The organism is Serratia sp. LACPHL-BACT-2024-00286, from assembly GCF_043109535.1.
In the GTDB taxonomy this organism is placed as follows: Bacteria; Pseudomonadota; Gammaproteobacteria; order Enterobacterales; family Enterobacteriaceae; genus Serratia; species Serratia sarumanii.
This window is the reverse complement of the sequence record NZ_JBICNA010000001.1, coordinates 747,689-765,092: the sequence shown is the minus strand read 5'-3', so window position 1 is coordinate 765,092 and position 17,404 is coordinate 747,689. Positions and strand designations below refer to the sequence as shown.

General features: G+C 62.1%; 10 protein-coding genes and 1 pseudogene. 7 read left to right on the top strand and 4 right to left on the bottom strand.

Annotation, left to right across the window (positions count from 1 at the left end):
- Nucleotides 1-50: 50 nt before the first annotated feature.
- Together ACF8MC_RS03630 and fes are read right to left on the bottom strand one after the other, a co-directional pair.
- Nucleotides 51-275: an MbtH family protein gene (locus ACF8MC_RS03630; protein ID WP_164104956.1), complete on the bottom strand. Its 225-nt coding sequence runs from the start codon at nt 273-275 to the stop codon at nt 51-53.
- Between the two features lie 30 nt (nt 276-305).
- Entirely contained in the window at nt 306-1,613 is a 1,308-nt protein-coding gene (fes, locus tag ACF8MC_RS03625; protein ID WP_239504631.1) for an enterochelin esterase, read from the bottom strand.
- A gap of 200 nt (nt 1,614-1,813) precedes the next feature.
- Between fes and ACF8MC_RS03620 the strand changes: the two are divergent.
- A pseudogene (locus ACF8MC_RS03620) lies at nt 1,814-4,001 on the top strand (TonB-dependent siderophore receptor).
- A 49-nt stretch (nt 4,002-4,050) separates the two neighbouring features.
- On the opposite strand, the gene ACF8MC_RS03615 reads toward ACF8MC_RS03620, so the two are convergent.
- The gene (locus tag ACF8MC_RS03615; protein WP_164104958.1) at nt 4,051-4,671 is read right to left on the bottom strand and encodes a transcriptional regulator; all 621 of its coding nucleotides are present in this window, start codon (nt 4,669-4,671) and stop codon (nt 4,051-4,053) included.
- 604 nt (nt 4,672-5,275) lie between these two features.
- Between ACF8MC_RS03615 and ACF8MC_RS03610 the strand changes: the two genes are divergently transcribed.
- The gene (locus ACF8MC_RS03610; RefSeq protein ID WP_033653137.1) at nt 5,276-6,550 is read left to right on the top strand and encodes a Glu/Leu/Phe/Val dehydrogenase; all 1,275 of its coding nucleotides are present in this window, start codon (nt 5,276-5,278) and stop codon (nt 6,548-6,550) included.
- A 43-nt stretch (nt 6,551-6,593) separates the two neighbouring features.
- Here ACF8MC_RS03610 and ACF8MC_RS03605 read toward each other — a convergent pair whose 3' ends face one another.
- Nucleotides 6,594-8,132, bottom strand: coding sequence for a long-chain fatty acid--CoA ligase (locus ACF8MC_RS03605; protein WP_164104959.1), 1,539 nt, complete (start codon nt 8,130-8,132; stop codon nt 6,594-6,596).
- 135 nt (nt 8,133-8,267) lie between these two features.
- Here ACF8MC_RS03605 and ACF8MC_RS03600 point away from each other — a divergent pair, with 135 nt between their 5' ends.
- The 5 genes from ACF8MC_RS03600 (at nt 8,268) to ACF8MC_RS03580 (ending at nt 17,404) form a co-directional block, all read left to right on the top strand.
- A complete protein-coding gene (locus ACF8MC_RS03600; protein WP_033634573.1) occupies nt 8,268-8,837 on the top strand; it encodes a DJ-1/PfpI family protein in 570 nt (189 codons plus the stop codon).
- A 155-nt stretch (nt 8,838-8,992) separates the two neighbouring features.
- Nucleotides 8,993-10,153, top strand: coding sequence for an efflux RND transporter periplasmic adaptor subunit (locus ACF8MC_RS03595; protein WP_269454185.1), 1,161 nt, complete (start codon nt 8,993-8,995; stop codon nt 10,151-10,153).
- Nucleotides 10,150-13,308: an efflux RND transporter permease subunit gene (locus tag ACF8MC_RS03590; RefSeq protein ID WP_101426934.1), complete on the top strand. Its 3,159-nt coding sequence runs from the start codon at nt 10,150-10,152 to the stop codon at nt 13,306-13,308. The genes ACF8MC_RS03595 and ACF8MC_RS03590 overlap by 4 nt, the downstream gene beginning before the upstream one ends.
- The gene (locus ACF8MC_RS03585; RefSeq protein ID WP_049212183.1) at nt 13,308-14,786 is read left to right on the top strand and encodes an efflux transporter outer membrane subunit; all 1,479 of its coding nucleotides are present in this window, start codon (nt 13,308-13,310) and stop codon (nt 14,784-14,786) included. Before ACF8MC_RS03590 ends, ACF8MC_RS03585 begins: the two co-directional genes overlap by 1 nt.
- Before the next feature lie 62 nt (nt 14,787-14,848).
- Nucleotides 14,849-17,404: a heavy metal translocating P-type ATPase gene (locus ACF8MC_RS03580; RefSeq protein WP_164104960.1), complete on the top strand. Its 2,556-nt coding sequence runs from the start codon at nt 14,849-14,851 to the stop codon at nt 17,402-17,404.

Sequence of the window (17,404 nt, the reverse complement as noted above, 5' to 3'; positions counted from 1 at the left end):
GTGTCTGTCCTTTTCCTCAAACGGAATGTATCGATGTGGCTGTCTGGCGCTTAACGCGCCGCACCCGCCGCTTTCAAGGCCGCCGGCCGCATGTCCTGCCAGTGCGTTTCGATGTAGTCGATGCATTCGCCGCGCGACGCCGGCCCCATCAGCACGCGCCACCCCTGCGGCGCGTCGGCAAACTGCGGCCACAGCGAATACTGCTGCTGCGCGTTGACCAAAACGGAGAAACGGAGGCTTTCGTCATCGAACGGGTTTTGTTGTTCCTGAGTCATTTTCATTACCTGTCTGTCAAAATGTGTGGGTTATTCCATCCCGGAAAGCAGCTGGCGTACGCCGTCCACCAGGCCGCCGCGCCAGCAGAGCGCGTCATGTCCGCCGGAAAACACGCGGTAGTCGGCGCGGTGCCCCGCCGCCGTCAGCGCCTCGTGCATCTGGCGATTGACGAATTCGATATCCGCCTCCCGATCGCCGGCCTGTTGGATCACGTTGAGCGCTGGCGCCGCCGCGTCGCGTTGCCGAACCTGGCGTATCAGCCAGCCTTCCTCCAGTTCGTGGCGTTTTTCGAACTGGGTAACGAATTGCACCGTAGGCCACCAGAAGGAGCCGGACTGGCTCAGCACGTGGCCGAAACGTTCCGGCCAGTGCACACCGGCATATAACGCTGCCAGCCCGCCGTAGCTTTGGCCGGCGACGACGGTGCGCGCCCCTTCCTCGCTGAACGCTTCGCGCTTCTGCGCCTGCGGCAACAGCTCATCGATGATTGCCTGCCAGAAGGCGGCGTTGCAGGGCAGCTCGTTTTCCCGGTGTTCGCCGTCGATCGCATCGATCAGCAGCCAGCATGCGGGCGGCAGCCGCCCTGTTGCGGTTTCGTTCTCGATCACCGGCAGCAGCGCGTGCCTTTCGATCCAGTTTTGGCCGTCGAGCAATAACACCAGCGGGCGATTCGCTTTCACCGCCGCGTCGCCGCTGGCATACAGCCAGACGCGCCGCTGCGTGCCGAGCCGTTCGCTGTGCCACTGAAAACGCTGTAGCCGCGCCTCGTCCAGCGGCCGATCGGCGGCCTGCCAGGCGCTTTGGTCGTCAGCATCCGGCCCCTGGGCCAGGGAAACCGGGCGCGGACGATGCGAAGGCCCCAGCGAGAGGCGATTCAACGGATCGGCGATCGCCAGTGGAAACAGCGAAATCCACCAGGCGCGCTGCTGGCGATCGCGCAGCGTTTCGTCGTCGCTGAAGACGGGAGGAAGATCCCGGTCTGTGACGGGAATCAGGCTGTAGCTGCCGCGCCAGCGGCGCTCGATAACGGCCGCGCCGTACCAAACGTCGGTGCCGGGCAGCCTGGTCAGGCTGCTGGGGGACGTGCTGTGGTGATCGGTTATGCCGTTGATATCGGCATAAACGCGGCGAATCGGCGAGCGCCGTTCATCGCCGGCAGGATCGCGCCATAGCCAGGTCATTTTGACGTGGCGGTCATCGTGCGGCTCGACGATGGGCGTGCCGTGAGAGGCCACCTTCTGCCACCACTCGGGCTGCCCCGCCGCCTCTTCACGCAGCCACTGCGCCGCCAATCCCTCATGACCGTTGTCTGGCCTCTTTTCCGGCAAAAACTCCATAGCGCCCCTTACATAACATGAGTGATTTTTACAAAACCTGACAATCGTATTGATACTCATTATCGTTTTCAATACTATTTGTCGGATTTTTACCGTCGTGCGCACACGGCGTTTCCGTATCGACGGGTAAAGACCGCTCGCCGATATTTCGGGGTTTATCAGGGTTGCATGACACACAACGCAGGTATGCAGGAGAGAGAATGAAGATTAAAAACAAAGGGATAGACAATTCGAATGCGGAGGCGACGGCCGCCAAGCGGTTGTTGCTGGGCTCGGCGCTGGCCTTACTGCCCTTCGCGCCACACGCGTCCGCCGCGGCGGACGAGACGATTTTGGTGACCGCCGACGCGCAAAACAGCGTGACCGCGCCGGTCAAAGGGATCGTCGCCAAAGAGAGCGCCGCCGGCACCAAGACCGCCGCCGCTCTGCGCAAAACGCCGCAGTCCATCTCGGTGGTCACGCGCGAGCAAATGAACGACCAGGAACCGGCGTCGGTCGCCGACGCGCTGAATTACACCAGCGGAGTGATCACCACCTACCGCGGCAACTCCAACCGCAATGACGAAGTGATCAGCCGCGGCTTCCGCTATGCGCCCAAGCTGCTCGACGGCCTGCACTTTGGCCTCTCGAGCCAAAACGGCGGCGCCGGGCAGATCGATCCCTGGCTGCTGGAGCGCGTGGAGATGGTGCACGGCCCGGCCGGCGTGCTGTACGGCCAAGTCAGCCCCGGCGGCGTGGTGGTGATGACCAGCAAGCGCCCTACCGCCCAGAGCATTCACGAAGTCAAATTCAGCACCGGCAACCGCCATCTGGCGGAAACGGCGTTCGATTTCGGCGGCAAACTCAACGACGACAATACCCTGTTCTACCGCCTGAACGGCATCGCCAGAACCGAGCATGAGTTCGTCAAAGACAGCAAGCAGCAACGGGTGGCCATCGCGCCGGCCTTCACCTGGCTGCCGAACGAAGACACCAGCTTTACGCTGCTGACCAGCTACCAGAACGATCCGAAAGCCGGATCGCGCAACTTCCTGCCGCGCGCCGGCACGCTGTTCTCGACCAGCGCGGGCTATGTGCCCTATGACTTCAACATCAGCGAACCCAGCTTCAACAGATCGGCGCGAGCAGGCATCGATCGGCTACAGCCTAGAGCATAACTTCAGCGATGCGCTGTCGTTTACCCAGAACCTGCGCTTCACCCACCGCGATGAAGACTATAAATATCTGGTTTATAACGTAAACTCTGACGTCAATGACCACACCGTCACCCGCATGGCGCAGCATGAAACGCAGATGACCAACGAGTTTGGCGTGGATAACCAGCTGAAGGGGCTGTTCGACACCGGTGAGGTGAAGCACACGGTGTTGGGTGGGCTGGATTACCGCTACAGCCATATCGATTCGAAGATGTATCGCGATCGCGGCAACGATTACCCGATCGACTGGGCCAACCCGGTTCGCCCCAGCATCGATGGCAGCACGCTGGCGCTGGCTTCCAGCGACTTGAAGACGCTGAATCAGCTCGGGGTGTATCTGCAGGACCAGCTGGAGTGGAATAACTGGAACCTGCTGCTGTCCGGCCGTCAGGACTGGTCGCAGGTCAACACCCGCGATCGCACCAGCGGCGGTAAAGAGCAGACCTACAACGATGCCCAGTTCACCGGCCGCGCGGGCCTGCTTTACGCCTTCGACAACGGCATTTCGCCGTATGTCAGCTACAGCACCTCGTTCGATCCTAACCTGTACCCGAGCGCGCCGGGCGCCGATCCGCTCAAGCCGACCACCGGCAAACAAACCGAGGTGGGCGTGAAGTACCAGATCCCGGGCGGCAACACCCTGCTGACCCTCTCCTGGTTCGACATTACCCAGCGCAATGTGGCGTCCTATAACCGCCTCACCTCCGCCTACGAGCAGATCGGCGAGGTGAAATCCAAAGGGATTGAGGCGGAAGTGCATGCCCAGCCGACGCCGGAGATCAAGCTGACCGCCGCCTATACCTACACCGACGTGGTGACCAAAGACTCCAACTCGGCGGACGAAATCGGCCACAGCCCGGCGGGCATCCCGCGCCACGCGGCTTCCGCCTGGGGCAGCTACAGCTTCCTGAGCGGCGCGCTGAACGGCCTGACCGTCGGCAGCGGCGTGCGTTACATCGGCGATGCGCCGGCCGACGCCATCGGTCAGTACGATGTGCCGCACTACACGCTGTACGACGCCATGGTGAAATATGACCTTGGCCAGGCCTCGTCGGCGCTGCGCGGTGCGGCTCTCCAGCTCAACGTGCAGAACCTGACGGACAAGAAATACGTTTCATCCTGCAGCGGCGAGTACGCCTGTTTCTACGGCAGCGGCCGCAGCATCATCGCTTCGGTCAACTACCGCTGGTAACCAAAATGGGCGGCCAGCGCCGCCCATTTTTCGACCTTTCCCGCCGCCTTTACTCCTGCTTCAATTCTCGCAAGTGCTTGTACACCGTGGCGCGCCCCATCGACAGCACGTTGGCGATGTAGTCCGCGGCGCTTTTGGCCTTGAACGCCCCCTGATGATAGAGATCGCTGACCAGCCGCCGCTTTTGTTCGCGGCTCAGCGCGCCGAGCGCGACGTTTTCGCGCCGCAGCCAATCGTGCAGGAAGGTGTTGATCTTCTCCTGCCAGTCATCTTTGAACAGCTGTTGCGGCTGTGGCTGCAGCCGCGTGACCGACAGGAACATGTCCAGCGCGTTGCGGGCGTCCTCGAACATCGCGGTGCTCAGGTTGATGCACAGCAGATAGCTGGGTTTGCCCTGCTCGTCGCGCGCGGCGATGCTCACCGAACGCATCTTTTTGCCGTCCCAGTTCAGCTTCTCATAGGGGCCGGTCACGCCGGCGCCGCCATCGAGCTCGAAGTCCTCCAGCCCGGCGTCATCGCCCGGTTTGCGCTTCGACAGGTTGTTGGCCAGATAGGCAATCTTGTTGGTGGCCAGATCGTGGATCACCACTTCCGCATTCGGAAAAAACAGCGCCGCGATGCCGTCGGCGACCGAGCGCAAAAGTTCGAGTTGAGAAGAAGAGTTCGGCACGCTGGGGGGTCTCCGTATAGCCCGGTTTGGTTTGCGGTTCAGCCGCTTAGCATACCGCAGTTGCCGCCGCTTGCCGAGTGGATGGCGTTGGCGGCTCCTTCACCGACGGCTGCGCCGCAAGCGCCTTTATTGTCCTTGCCGGGGATCGGTCACCCGTCCGTTTCTGGTGAACACGCTTTTCAGCCCGCTCTTCTGCCGCAACACATTAAAACAGCCTCGAATCATGCTCCTCTTTGCCAGGTAAAACGCGGCGGCAGACGGCGTTTTAACAGGATTTTAACGCTGCCGAGGGGAAACGCCATTGTCAACATGGCTGTTAAATAAAATGAAACTTTTTGATCACATTCAAGCTTCTGAAAAATAGATAAAAAGGGTTTTTATGCGCTTTATATGCATAAATTATGCATGTGCTCGCTCACTGCCGACAAAAAGTAATTAACTATTCATTTACCGCCCTGCAGGCGGCGAAAAACCGCCCGCTGGCCCGATGAGCGGGGGGCTAACAACCGGCATAATTAGTGGTAAATTTAGCGTCGCAAAGTGTTATGCGCTTGCTAATCCACGGTTAAACGAAATAAATACCTCTAATATATAAAGGTTGGTTATGGAAAAGCTATCCTACGCTTCAGACAGCAGCACCACCGCTTGGGCTACATATCTGCAACAAATCGATCGCGTCGCCCCTTACCTCGGCGAGCTGTCACGCTGGGTTGATACGCTGCGTCACCCTAAGCGCGCTTTGATTGTCGATATCCCGCTGCAGATGGACGATGGCACCATCCGTCACTTCGAAGGTTTCCGCGTACAGCACAACCTGTCGCGTGGGCCGGGCAAAGGCGGTATCCGCTTCCACCCTGACGTCGATCTGAACGAAGTGATGGCCCTGTCCGCCTGGATGACCATCAAGTGTGCCGCGGTCAACCTGCCGTACGGCGGCGCCAAGGGCGGCATCCGCGTCGACCCGTTCAAACTGTCTGAAGGCGAACTGGAGCGACTGACCCGCCGCTACACCAGCGAAATCGGCTTCATCATCGGGCCACAGAAAGACATCCCTGCGCCGGACGTCGGCACCAACGCCAAAGTGATGGCCTGGATGATGGACACCTACTCCATGAACCACGGCACCACCATCACCGGCGTGGTCACCGGCAAGCCAATCCACCTCGGCGGCTCCTTGGGCCGTGAGAAAGCGACCGGCCGCGGCGTGTTCGTCACCGGCAGTGAAGTGGCCAAGCGTCTGGGCGTGCAGATCGAAGGCGCCAAAGTGGCGGTGCAAGGCTTCGGTAACGTGGGCAGCGAAGCGGCTCGCCTGTTCGTTGGCGTCGGCGCGCGCGTCGTCACCATCCAGGACCACTCCGCCACCCTGTTTAACGCCGACGGCATCGACCTGGCCGCGCTGACCGAATACCAGGCCAAGCACAAGCAGATCGCCGGCTTCCCTGGCGCCAGCGAGATCGAAAGCGAAGCGTTCTGGTCGGTCGACATGGACATCCTGATCCCTGCGGCGCTGGAAGGCCAAATCACCCGTGAGCGTGCCGAAATCCTCAGCGCCAAACTGGTGCTGGAAGGCGCTAATGGCCCGACCTTCCCAGAGGCGGACGACATTCTGCGCTCCCGTAACATCACCGTGGTTCCGGACGTTATCTGTAACGCCGGCGGCGTAACGGTCAGTTACTTCGAGTGGGTGCAGGACATGGCGAGCTACTTCTGGAGCGAGTCCGAGATCAACGAGCGTATGGACAAGATCATGACCGACGCCATGGTCCACGTCTGGAACAAGGCCGCAGAGAAAGAGTGCAGCCTGCGCACCGCCGCTTATATCGTGGCCTGTGAGCGCATCCTGACCGCACGTAAAGAGCGCGGCATCTACCCAGGTTGATGCCCGTATCCCGGCCTGCCCGCCCCGGCAGGCCGGGTTTTCCTCAGCGCAAACAGCGCTTCAACACCTTACCGGTGCTGGTCATCGGCAAACGCTCGACGAACTCGACGATGCGCGGATACTTGTACGCCGCCAGCCGTTCCCGGCTCCAGGCGATCAGCGTTTCTTCCTCGATCGGCTCCTCCGTCTCTTTCAACACCACCACCGCCTTGATCTCTTCGCCCAGCGACGGATGTTCGACGCCGATCACCGCCACCAACGACACCGCCGGGTGGCGAATCAGCGCCTCTTCAATCTCGCGCGGGTAGACGTTGAACCCGCCGCGAATGATCATGTCCTTGGCCCGATCGACGATGAAATAGAAGCCGTCGGCGTCGCGGCGCGCCAGATCGCCGGTGCGGAACCAGCCGTTTTCCAGCACCTCCGCCGTCGCCTCGGGACGATTCAGATAGCCTTTCATGATGTTGTAGCCGCGTACCGCGATCTCCCCCACCTGATCGACAGCGTCGACCGGCTGCCCGGTGGCGTCGAGCAGGCGCACCTCCACGCCCCAGATCGGCTGGCCGATGGAGCCGGGCTTGGTCAGGCGGTGAGGATGGTTAAAGGTGGCGACCGGGCTGGTCTCAGACAGCCCGTATCCTTCGAGAATGTTGACGCCGAAGCGGCGCGAAAAATCCTCCAGGATCTGCACCGGCAGGCTGGCGCCGCCGGACACCGCCATACGCAGCGTGCTGCGCAAGCTTTCGATATCCGTGTGTTCATCCAGCGCATTCAACAGCGCCCAATACATGGTCGGCACCCCGGCGAAAAAGGTGATGCCGTGCCGTTGCATCAGCGCGATGGCCTGCGCGGCGTCGAAGCGCTCGACCAGCACCAGAGTGGCGGCGGCGGCGAACCCGGCGTTCATCTGCACCGTCGAGCCGAAAGTATGAAACAGCGGCAAGGTGACCAGGTGACGATCGGGGGTCGTCTCCGAACCGTCGAACAGCCGCACCGATCCCAAGGCGTTAAGCACCAGATTGGCGTGGGTCAACTCCGCCCCTTTGGCGCGGCCGGTGGTGCCGCTGGTATACAGCACCACCGCGGTGTCGCTTTCGAGCGTCGCGGCCGAAGCGAATTCGGTAGCCTGTGCGGCTATCGCCTGGCTGAAACGTTCCCCCTCGAGCGGCAACCGATCGCCGATGATAAACACCTCGCGGCACTGTTCCGCCTTCGCCGCCGCCCGCAGCGCTTCCTCCCCCAGCGGCAGGCCGCTGCTGCCTTCGAAACAAAACAGCGCCACCGCCGCCGAATCCGCCAGGTAATAGTCGAACTCCGCGCTCTTAAGCAGAATATTGAGCGGCACCACCACCGCGCCGCTTTTGAGAATGCCGTAATAGACAGCCGGAAACTCCGGCCGGTTCGGGCAGGCCAGCGCCACCCGTTCACCGCGCCGCACGCCGCGCGCGACCAACAGATTCGCCACCCGGTTGGCCATGTCGTTCAGCGCCCGATAGCTGAGCGGTACATCGTCCTGTATCACCGCCGGCCGTTCCGGCCAGGTGCGCGCACTCTCTTCAAGCAAGGTAGCCAGATTCAGCATCGGGGATCCTCCCTGGGATTGAGCGGCGAGAAAAGCGCCGCAGTATCACGAGTATAGATAGGCGCTTCGCAGTTCGCATTCCCAGGGCCGCTGGGCTATACCTTAGGCAATCCCCATCCCGCAGGAGTTGTGATCATGAGCAAGAAAAAGATCCTGATGCTGGTCGGTGACTATGCCGAAGATTACGAAACCATGGTGCCGTTTCAGGCGTTGCAGATGATCGGCCATTGGGTGGACGCCGTGTGCCCCGGCAAAGCCGTCGGCGACTACATCATGACCGCGATCCACGATTTTGACGGCGCGCAAACCTACAGCGAGAAACCCGGCCACCGTTTCACCCTGAACGCCGACTTCGCCACCGCCAAAGAAGAGCACTACGATGCGCTCTTGATCCCCGGCGGCCGGGCGCCGGAATACCTGCGCCTGAATCCCGACGTGATCGCGCTGGTGCAGGCGTTTGACGCCGCGAAAAAGCCGATCGCCGCCGTTTGCCACGGCCCGCAGCTGCTGGCGGCGGCCGGGGTGTTGCAAGGCCGCACCTGCAGCGCCTACCCGGCCTGCGCGCCGGAAGTGCGGCTGGGCGGCGGCCATTATGCGGAGATCGGCATCGATCAGGCGCACGTTGACGGCAATCTGGTCACCGCCCCGGCCTGGCCGGCGCATCCGCAGTGGCTGGCGAAGTTCGTCGAGGTGCTGCAGAAATAGCCGTTCAGGGGATCGCACCAGATAGCGACGACGCGGCATCCCCTTTGCAATAAACCAAAAATCGCTTGACCTTCCCAACGTTGGAAGTCGGATAACGCGGGATGAACTGCTTCCACGCAGTGAATTCCACTGTCGACTTCGGTAGGAAAGGTCAAATGATGAAAGCCAAAACCATAATCCTGATCGCAGCGGCGATAAACGGCGCTTTCGCCGTTGCCGGCTGCAAAGAAAACCCGTCTTCGGCGACACCTGCGCCGCCTCCCCGTGTTCCTGTGGCTGATGTTTTAGTCCGCCCGATAACGCCCTTTGCCGAATTCACCGGTTCGCTGGCCGCGGTCAAGCACGTTGAGTTGCGGCCTCGGGTCGCCGGTTATGTGCTGGCGGTAAATGTGCCGGAAGGTCGCCTGATAGAAAAAGGCCACCCGCTCTTTCTCATCGATCCGCGGCCATTTCAAGCCGCGCTGAACGAGGCGACGGCGCGTTTGCAAGAAGCGGAAGCCGCCTCTACGCTAGCCCAGGCCGACTATGTGCGCGCTAAAACGTTGTTCAATAAAAACGTTATCGCCCGCGATCGGTTTGATTCGGCTACCGCCATGATGAAAGCGAGCAATGCGCAGGTCAACGCAGCGAAAGCGGCGCGGGAGGCGGCAAAGTTGGATCTGGAGTTCACCCGCGTCACCGCGCCGATTGCCGGACGCGTAGGCCAGACGCTCGTCACCGAAGGCAACTATGTCACCGGCGGCGTCACGCCGCTCACCACGCTGGTCTCGGTCGATCCACTCCACGTCTATTTCGATGTGGATGAACGCACCTATTTGCAATCGTTGACCGCGTGGCGCAATAAAACGGCGCCACCTGACATTCGGGTATCGGTGGCGTTACTTGCAGACAAAACCTATTCCCGGCGCGGGCGCGTCGATTTCCAGTCCAATACCGCCGACCGCACGACGGGAACGGTGCGCCTGCGCGCGGTGATCGATAACCCGGATGGGCGACTGTCACCTGGGTTGTTCGCCAGAGTCAAGCTGGAAACCGGCGCGCCGCAGGCCAAGATCCTGATCGCCGACCAATCGATTGGCACCGATCAAAACCGGCGCTATGTCCTGGTCGTCGATGAGAATGACAAAACCGAATACCGCCCCGTTGAACTTGGCCCGGTCGTTGAAGGACTGCGCGTGATAGAGCACGGCCTGCGGCCGGGAGAACGCATCGTCGTGAAAGGGCTGGTGCGCCCCGGCATGTCAATCACGCCGCAGCCCGCCGAGATTGACGGCGCGCCTATCGAGCAATTGAACGCTGCGGGAGACGCGACATGACTTTCCCTCGTTTCTTCATTAAACGCCCGATCTTCGCCATCGTGCTCTCCATCTTGACGCTGATCGCCGGCACCGTGGCGTTATTCCAGTTGCCGCTCAGCGAATACCCTGCGGTTACGCCGCCTACCGTACAAGTGACGGCGTCTTATCCCGGCGCCAACCCGAAAGTGATCGCGGAAACGGTGGCCGCACCGCTTGAGCAAGCCATCACCGGCGTCGAAGGCATGCTTTACATGTCTTCACAGGCGGCGACCGACGGCCGAATGACGTTGACCGTCACCTTTGCCCAGGGAACGAATGCCGACATGGCGCAGATCCAGGTGCAAAATCGGGTCGCGCGCGCGTTACCCCGCTTGCCTGCAGAGGTACAGCACCAGGGCGTAGTGACGCAGAAAACCTCACCGGACATCCTGATGGTGGTGCATCTCCTGTCGCCTGACCAACGCTACGATCCGCTTTATATCTCAAATTACGCTTATCTGCAGGTTCGTGATGAACTGTCCCGCATTCCGGGCGTCAGCGATGTCCAGGTCTGGGGAGCCGGCGAATACAGCATGCGGCTCTGGCTGGATCCGGATCTGATCGCCGCGCGCGGGCTAACCGCCGGCGATGTGATCGCTGCGGTGCGCGAGCAAAACGTTCAGGTGGCGGCCGGTTCCGTCGGTCAGGCGCCCGATTCCAATGCCGCATTTCAGGTTACGGTCAATACCCTCGGCCGTCTGGCCGATGAGAAACAGTTTGGCGATATCATCATCCGCACCGGCAGCGACGGCCGGGTGACCCGCCTGCGCGACGTCGCCCGTATAGAAATGGGCGCCGATGCGTATGCGCTGCGCAGCCTGCTCGACGGCGAGCCGGCCGTCGCGCTGCAAATCATTCAGAGCCCGGGCGCCAACGCGCTGGACGTCGCTCAGGCGGTCAGAGCGACCGTCAAGCGCCTGGAGGGCAACTTTCCTGCCGGACTCAGTTCACGGATCGCCTACGATCCCACGGTTTTCGTGCGGGCATCGCTCGAGTCGGTTGTGACGACCCTGCTGGAAGCGATCCTGCTGGTGGTGATCGTGGTAGTGGTGTTCCTGCGCAGCTGGCGAGCCTCGCTGATTCCGCTGCTCGCGGTGCCGGTTTCGCTGGTCGGCACGTTCGCCATCATGTACTTGATGGGCTTCTCTCTCAATACGCTGTCCCTGTTCGGTTTGGTATTGTCTATCGGCATCGTCGTCGATGACGCGATCGTGGTGGTGGAAAACGTCGAACGACACATCGAAAACGGCAAAACGCCGCAGCAAGCCGCGCGACTCGCCATGGATGAAGTCACCGGGCCGATCGTCGCCATCACCTCGGTGCTGGCCGCGGTTTTCGTTCCAACAGCGTTCCTGAGCGGTTTACAGGGCGAGTTTTACCGGCAGTTCGCGCTGACCATCGCCATTTCAACCCTGCTGTCGGCGCTCAATTCGCTTACGCTCAGCCCGGCGCTGGCGGGCATGTTGCTGCGGCCTCATCCGGCGAAACCTCGCGCTCCCGGCCGCATTGGGCGCGTCTTGCAAGCCGCTGTCCGGCCTTTCCAACGGGCGCCGGACGCGTATGCCAATGCCGTGCGTAAAACGGTGCGCGTCCGCGGGATGGCGCTGGCTATTTACGGCGGGCTGCTCGTTCTGACGTTTTTCAGCTTCCAGGCCGTTCCGCCGGGCTTCGTGCCCATGCAGGATAAGTACTATCTGGTGGGCATCGCCCAACTGCCCAATTCGGCCTCGCTGGATCGCACCGATGCGGTCGTTAAACAGATGTCGAAGATCGCGCTGGCGGAACCCGGGGTGGAAAGCGTCGTGGCCTTTCCGGGGCTGTCGATTAACGGCTTCGTCAATGTGCCGAACGCCGCCGTGATGTTCGTCATGCTCGATCCGTTTAAAGATCGCGCCACGCCCGATCTGGCCGCCTCCGCCATAGCCGGTCGGCTGCAGGCGAAATTCGCCGACATTCCCGATGGTTTCCTCGGCGTATTTCCGCCACCGCCCGTTCCCGGTCTCGGCGCTACCGGCGGATTCAAGATGCAGGTGGAGGATCGCAGCGGCGCGGGGCTTGAGTCCCTGGTTGAGCACACGCGGATCCTGATGATGAAAGCCACCGAATCGGGCCAGGTCGCCGGTCTGATGACCAGTCTGGATATCAACGCGCCGCAGCTCGATGTGGTTATCGACCGCACTCAGGCGCAAAGTCAGGGCGTCAGCCTGGCGGATGTGTTCGAGTCGCTGCAAATCTACCTCGGCTCGCTTTACATCAACGATTTCAACCGATTCGGCCGCACCTACAAAGTCACCGCTCAGGCCGATGCCGCCCATCGCATGCAGGCCGAAGCTATCGGCCGGCTGCAGGTGCGCAATGCGGCCGGCGACATGCTGCCGCTGTCTTCCTTTGTCACCGTTACGCCCGGCTCCGGCCCGGATCGCATCATTCGTTACAACGGCTATCCATCGGCTGATATCTCGGGCGGTGCGGCGATGGGCGTCAGTTCCGGTCAGGCGGCCGCATTGATGGAGCGCCTGGCGAAAGAGACGCTGCCGGAAGGCATGACCGTCGAATGGACCGATCTCACCTATCAGCAAAAGCTCGCGGGCGACGCGGCGCTGTTCATTTTTCCGCTGTGCGTGCTGCTCGCCTATCTCATTCTGGCCACGCAATACAACAGCTGGCTACTGCCTTTGGCCGTGCTGCTGATCGTGCCGATGTGTCTGTTGAGCGCCATGATTGGCGTCTGGCTGCTGGGCGGCGACAACAACGTTTTCGTGCAAATAGGCCTCATTGTGCTGGTCGGCCTGGCCGCCAAAAACGCCATTCTGATCGTCGAGTTCGCCCGCAGCCTGGAGGATGAAGGCGCCAACGCGCTCGAGGCGGTGATTAAGGCCTGCCGGCTGCGATTAAGACCGATAGTGATGACTTCAATCGCGTTTATCGCCGGCGTCATTCCATTGATCTTCGCCAGCGGCGCGGGGGCGGAAATGCGCCATGCCATGGGGGTGGCGGTCTTCGCCGGCATGCTGGGCGTGACCTTGTTCGGCCTGTTCCTGACGCCGGTCTTTTATGTCGTGATTCGCGGCCTGGCGACCCGATTCGAGCAATATCGTGCCAAAGCCAAAGCCAGCCGTAAGGAGCGAGTCTGATGAAAAATCTTCGTAGAACCTTGTTATTGCCGCTGAGCGCGCTCGCCTTGCTAACCGGATGTGCGGCGGTGGGCCCCGATTACTCGCCGCCCGTCGCCCGTCACCCTGCCGGCTTCGGCCAACCACCGGCGGGGCTGAGTGCCGGAAATGTCGAACTCGCCTGGTGGCGCCTCTTTGACGATCCTGCTCTCACGGATTTGGTTCAGCGCGCGTTGGCGGCGAACCATGATGTCGGCATCGCCGTCGCCCGAGTAGACGAAGCCAGAGCCCTGTTGCGTGAACAACGGCAGGATTTCCTGCCGCGCGCCGGTGCCGCGCTGAGTTATGAGACGCGTCGACTGGGTGAAGCGGAGAAGCTGGCCGCCCAGCCACGCCATACGCAAACCTATCGCGGTGCGATTGATTCGACATGGGAAATCGATCTCTTTGGACACGTTCGGCGCTCGATTGAGGCCGCTCAGGCGCTGGCGGGAAGCCGCGAAGCGTTGCTGCGTGGCGTTCAGGCGGGCGTCGCTGCGGAAGTGGCCGCCACCTGGCTAGAACTCCGAGGTTTAGACGCCGAACTTAAGATGGTCGCCGAAATTAGCCACAGCCAGCGTGAAAGTTTGGTGCTGGTAAAAAAACAAATGAGCGCCGGCGCCGCCAGCGAATTCGACCGATTGCGCGCCGAGGCGCTATTGCGCAACGTCGAAGCGGCGACGCCAGAGCTGGAACGCCGCCGAGCCGCCGCCGTCAACGCATTGGCGACGCTGCTTGGCGAAATGCCCCAGACATTCCGCCCCCCTTCCGCCGAATGGGGAAGCCAGCCGCCAGTGCTGCGGGCGATCGCCGTGGGCACGCCCGGCGCCCTGCTCGCCCGGCGCGCCGACATTGTGGCGGCTGAACGGGAACTTGCGGCAGCCACCGCCATGATTGGCGTGGAAACGGCGGCGCTCTACCCGCGCATCGAAGCGCGAGGTTCGATCGGGCTGGTCGCCGGCAACCTCGATGCGCTGACTGGCGCCGGTGCGTTCTCCGGTGTGATCAGCCCAGTGATTCGCTGGGCATTTCTCGATATCGGGCGCGTACGCGCCCGGATCGCCGCCAGCGAGGCGCGAACACAACAGGCGCTGTTGATTTACGAGCGGACGGTGCTGAGCGCGCTGCGCGAAACGGACGATGCTTTCAAAACCTATGCTGAGGCGGTCAGCACGTTGGATCTGCGGTTACTTGAGGCGGCGGCGAATCGCGAAGCGGCCCGGCTCGCCCAGACGCGTTTTGCCGCGGGCGAAGGCATTTATCTGGAGGTGCTCGAGGCAGAACGGGCCGACTTCGCCAGCCGGCGCGCATTGACGCAGGCCGGCACGCGTCAGCGGCTTGCCGTGGTGGGCATCTACAAAGCGCTCGGCGGCGGCTGGGAGACGTGCGCGGCGGCAAAAAATGATTGCCGCGGCGCGACCGGTTCGTTCATGACGGCAAAAATCGGCGATGAACCTTGACCTTCCCCCGATGGGAAGCTCTAGCCTTGCTGATACCAGCCACTCCTTTAAGGGCACATAACATGAATTCATCCAATGCCAACTTCCCCCAGCCTTCGTCCGTGCGTCTGAGTCTGCCGGTTGAAGGCATGACCTGCGCCTCCTGCGTCGGTCGCGTCGAGCGGGCCTTGACGGCGGTTCCCGGCGTGCAGGCGGCAACGGTCAATCTCGCCACCGAACGCGCCGACATCACGTTTACCGGCCAGGCGAATCCGCAGGCGGCAGCCCGCGCCATCGAAGGCGCCGGCTATACCGTGCGAGAAGAAACCACTGAGCTGGCGATCGAAAATATGACCTGCGCCTCCTGTGTCGGGCGGGTGGAGAAAGCGTTGAGCCAGGTCGCCGGCGTTACCGAAGCCAATGTCAATCTGGCGACCGAACGCGCGCGGGTGCGCTACCTGGCCGGCACCGTATCCCTGGAAGACCTCGCCGCCGCCGTCACCCGCGCCGGTTATACGCCTCGCCGCCTGACGGCGGATAGCCCCAGCGCGGACGACCAGGCCGCAGAACGGCGCGAAAATGAGTCACGCGCGTTGCGGCGCGCCCTGTTCGGCGCCGCCCTGTTCACCCTGCCGGTATTCCTGTTGGAAATGGGGTCGCACCTCATTCCCGCCATACATGAGTGGGTCATGGAGGGGTTGGGCGTGCAGACAAGCTGGTATATCCAGTTTGTCCTCACCACCTTGGTCTTATTTGGCCCCGGCCTGCGCTTCTTCCGCAAAGGCGTTCCTGCGCTGCTGCGCGGCGCCCCCGACATGAACTCGCTGGTTGCGGTCGGCACGGCGGCGGCCTACGGTTATTCGCTGGTCGCCACTTTCGCCCCCGGGGTGTTACCGCAGGGCACCGCCAACGTCTATTTCGAAGCCGCCGCCGTGATCGTCACGCTGATCCTGCTCGGACGCGTGCTGGAGGCGCGCGCCAAGGGGCGCACCTCACAGGCCATCAAACGGCTCGTCGGCCTTCAACCCAAGGTCGCACGCGTTGAACGGCATGGCGAAACGGTTGAAATCCCTCTCGAACAGGTGGTTGCCGGTGATGTGGTCTTCGTCCGGCCGGGGGAGAAAATCGCGGTGGATGGCGAAGTTCTGGAAGGCGCGTCTTATGTCGATGAAAGCATGATCACCGGTGAACCGGTGCCGGTCGAGAAAACCGTGGGGGCCGATGTGGTCGGCGGAACCATCAACAAAACCGGCGCGTTCAGTTTTCGGGCGACAAAAGTCGGCGCGAATACCGTCCTGGCGCAAATCATTCGATTGGTGGAGGAAGCGCAGGGTTCCAAACTGCCGATTCAGGCGTTGGTCGATAAGGTGACGATGTGGTTTGTTCCGGCCGTCATGGCGGCGGCGGTACTGACCTTTCTGGTTTGGCTGTTCTTCGGGCCGTCGCCCGCGCTGACCTTCGCGCTGGTGAATGCGGTCGCCGTGTTGATTATTGCCTGCCCTTGCGCCATGGGCCTGGCGACGCCAACCTCTATCATGGTCGGCACCGGGCGCGCCGCCGAGCTGGGCGTGCTGTTTCGCAAGGGCGAAGCGTTGCAGGCCCTGCGCGATGTAGGCGTTATCGCCCTCGACAAAACCGGCACGCTGACCAAAGGCCGCCCCGAGTTGACCGATCTGGTGCCCGCTGACGGTTTCGAATACCACGAAGTACTGGCCTTGGTCGCTGCGGTCGAGACACGGTCCGAACACCCCATCGCCGAAGCTATCGTCGCGGCGGCAAGAGAGCAGAATCTTACGCTCGCCGCTGTCGACAGTTTCGACGCCACACCCGGTTTCGGCGTAACGGCGCGCATCGGCCAACGCCGGATCTCCGTTGGCGCAGATCGCTTCATGACCAGGCTCGGGCTTGATGTGACACGTTTTCAGCCCGTCGCCGAGCGCCTCGGCGACCAGGGGAAAAGCCCGCTTTATGCCGCCATTGATGGCCGTTTGGCTGCGGTGATCGCGGTTGCCGATCCGATTAAGGAAACAACGCCGGAAGCTATCGCTGCGCTGCATGCGCTTGGGCTCAAGGTTGCGATGATCACCGGCGACAATGCCGCGACGGCGGCGGCGATCGCCCGGCAATTGGGGATTGACGAAGTCGCGGCCGAAGTGCTTCCCGAAGGCAAGGTGGCGGCGTTGAAATCCTTCCGCAACAGCGGCGTGAAAGTCGCCTTCGTCGGCGACGGCATCAACGATGCGCCGGCACTGGCGGAGGCGGACGTTGGGCTGGCTATCGGTACGGGCACCGATGTGGCGATAGAAGCGGCCGATGTGGTGCTGATGTCGGGCGACCTGCGCGGCGTAGCCAACGCCATTGCGCTCAGCCAGGCGACGATCCGCAACATCAAGCAGAACCTGTTTTGGGCCTTCGCCTATAACGCCGTCCTGATCCCAGTGGCAGCCGGCGCGCTTTATCCCCTGAACGGCACGCTGCTTTCGCCTATTTTCGCCGCAGCCGCGATGGCGCTTTCCAGCGTTTTCGTCCTTGGCAATGCACTGCGGCTCAAACGTTTCCAGGCGCCGATGGCCGTCGAGAGCCGCGCTGAAGCGGCGGCGGCAACCACGCCACCCGGCGGAATATCGGCATCATCGTAA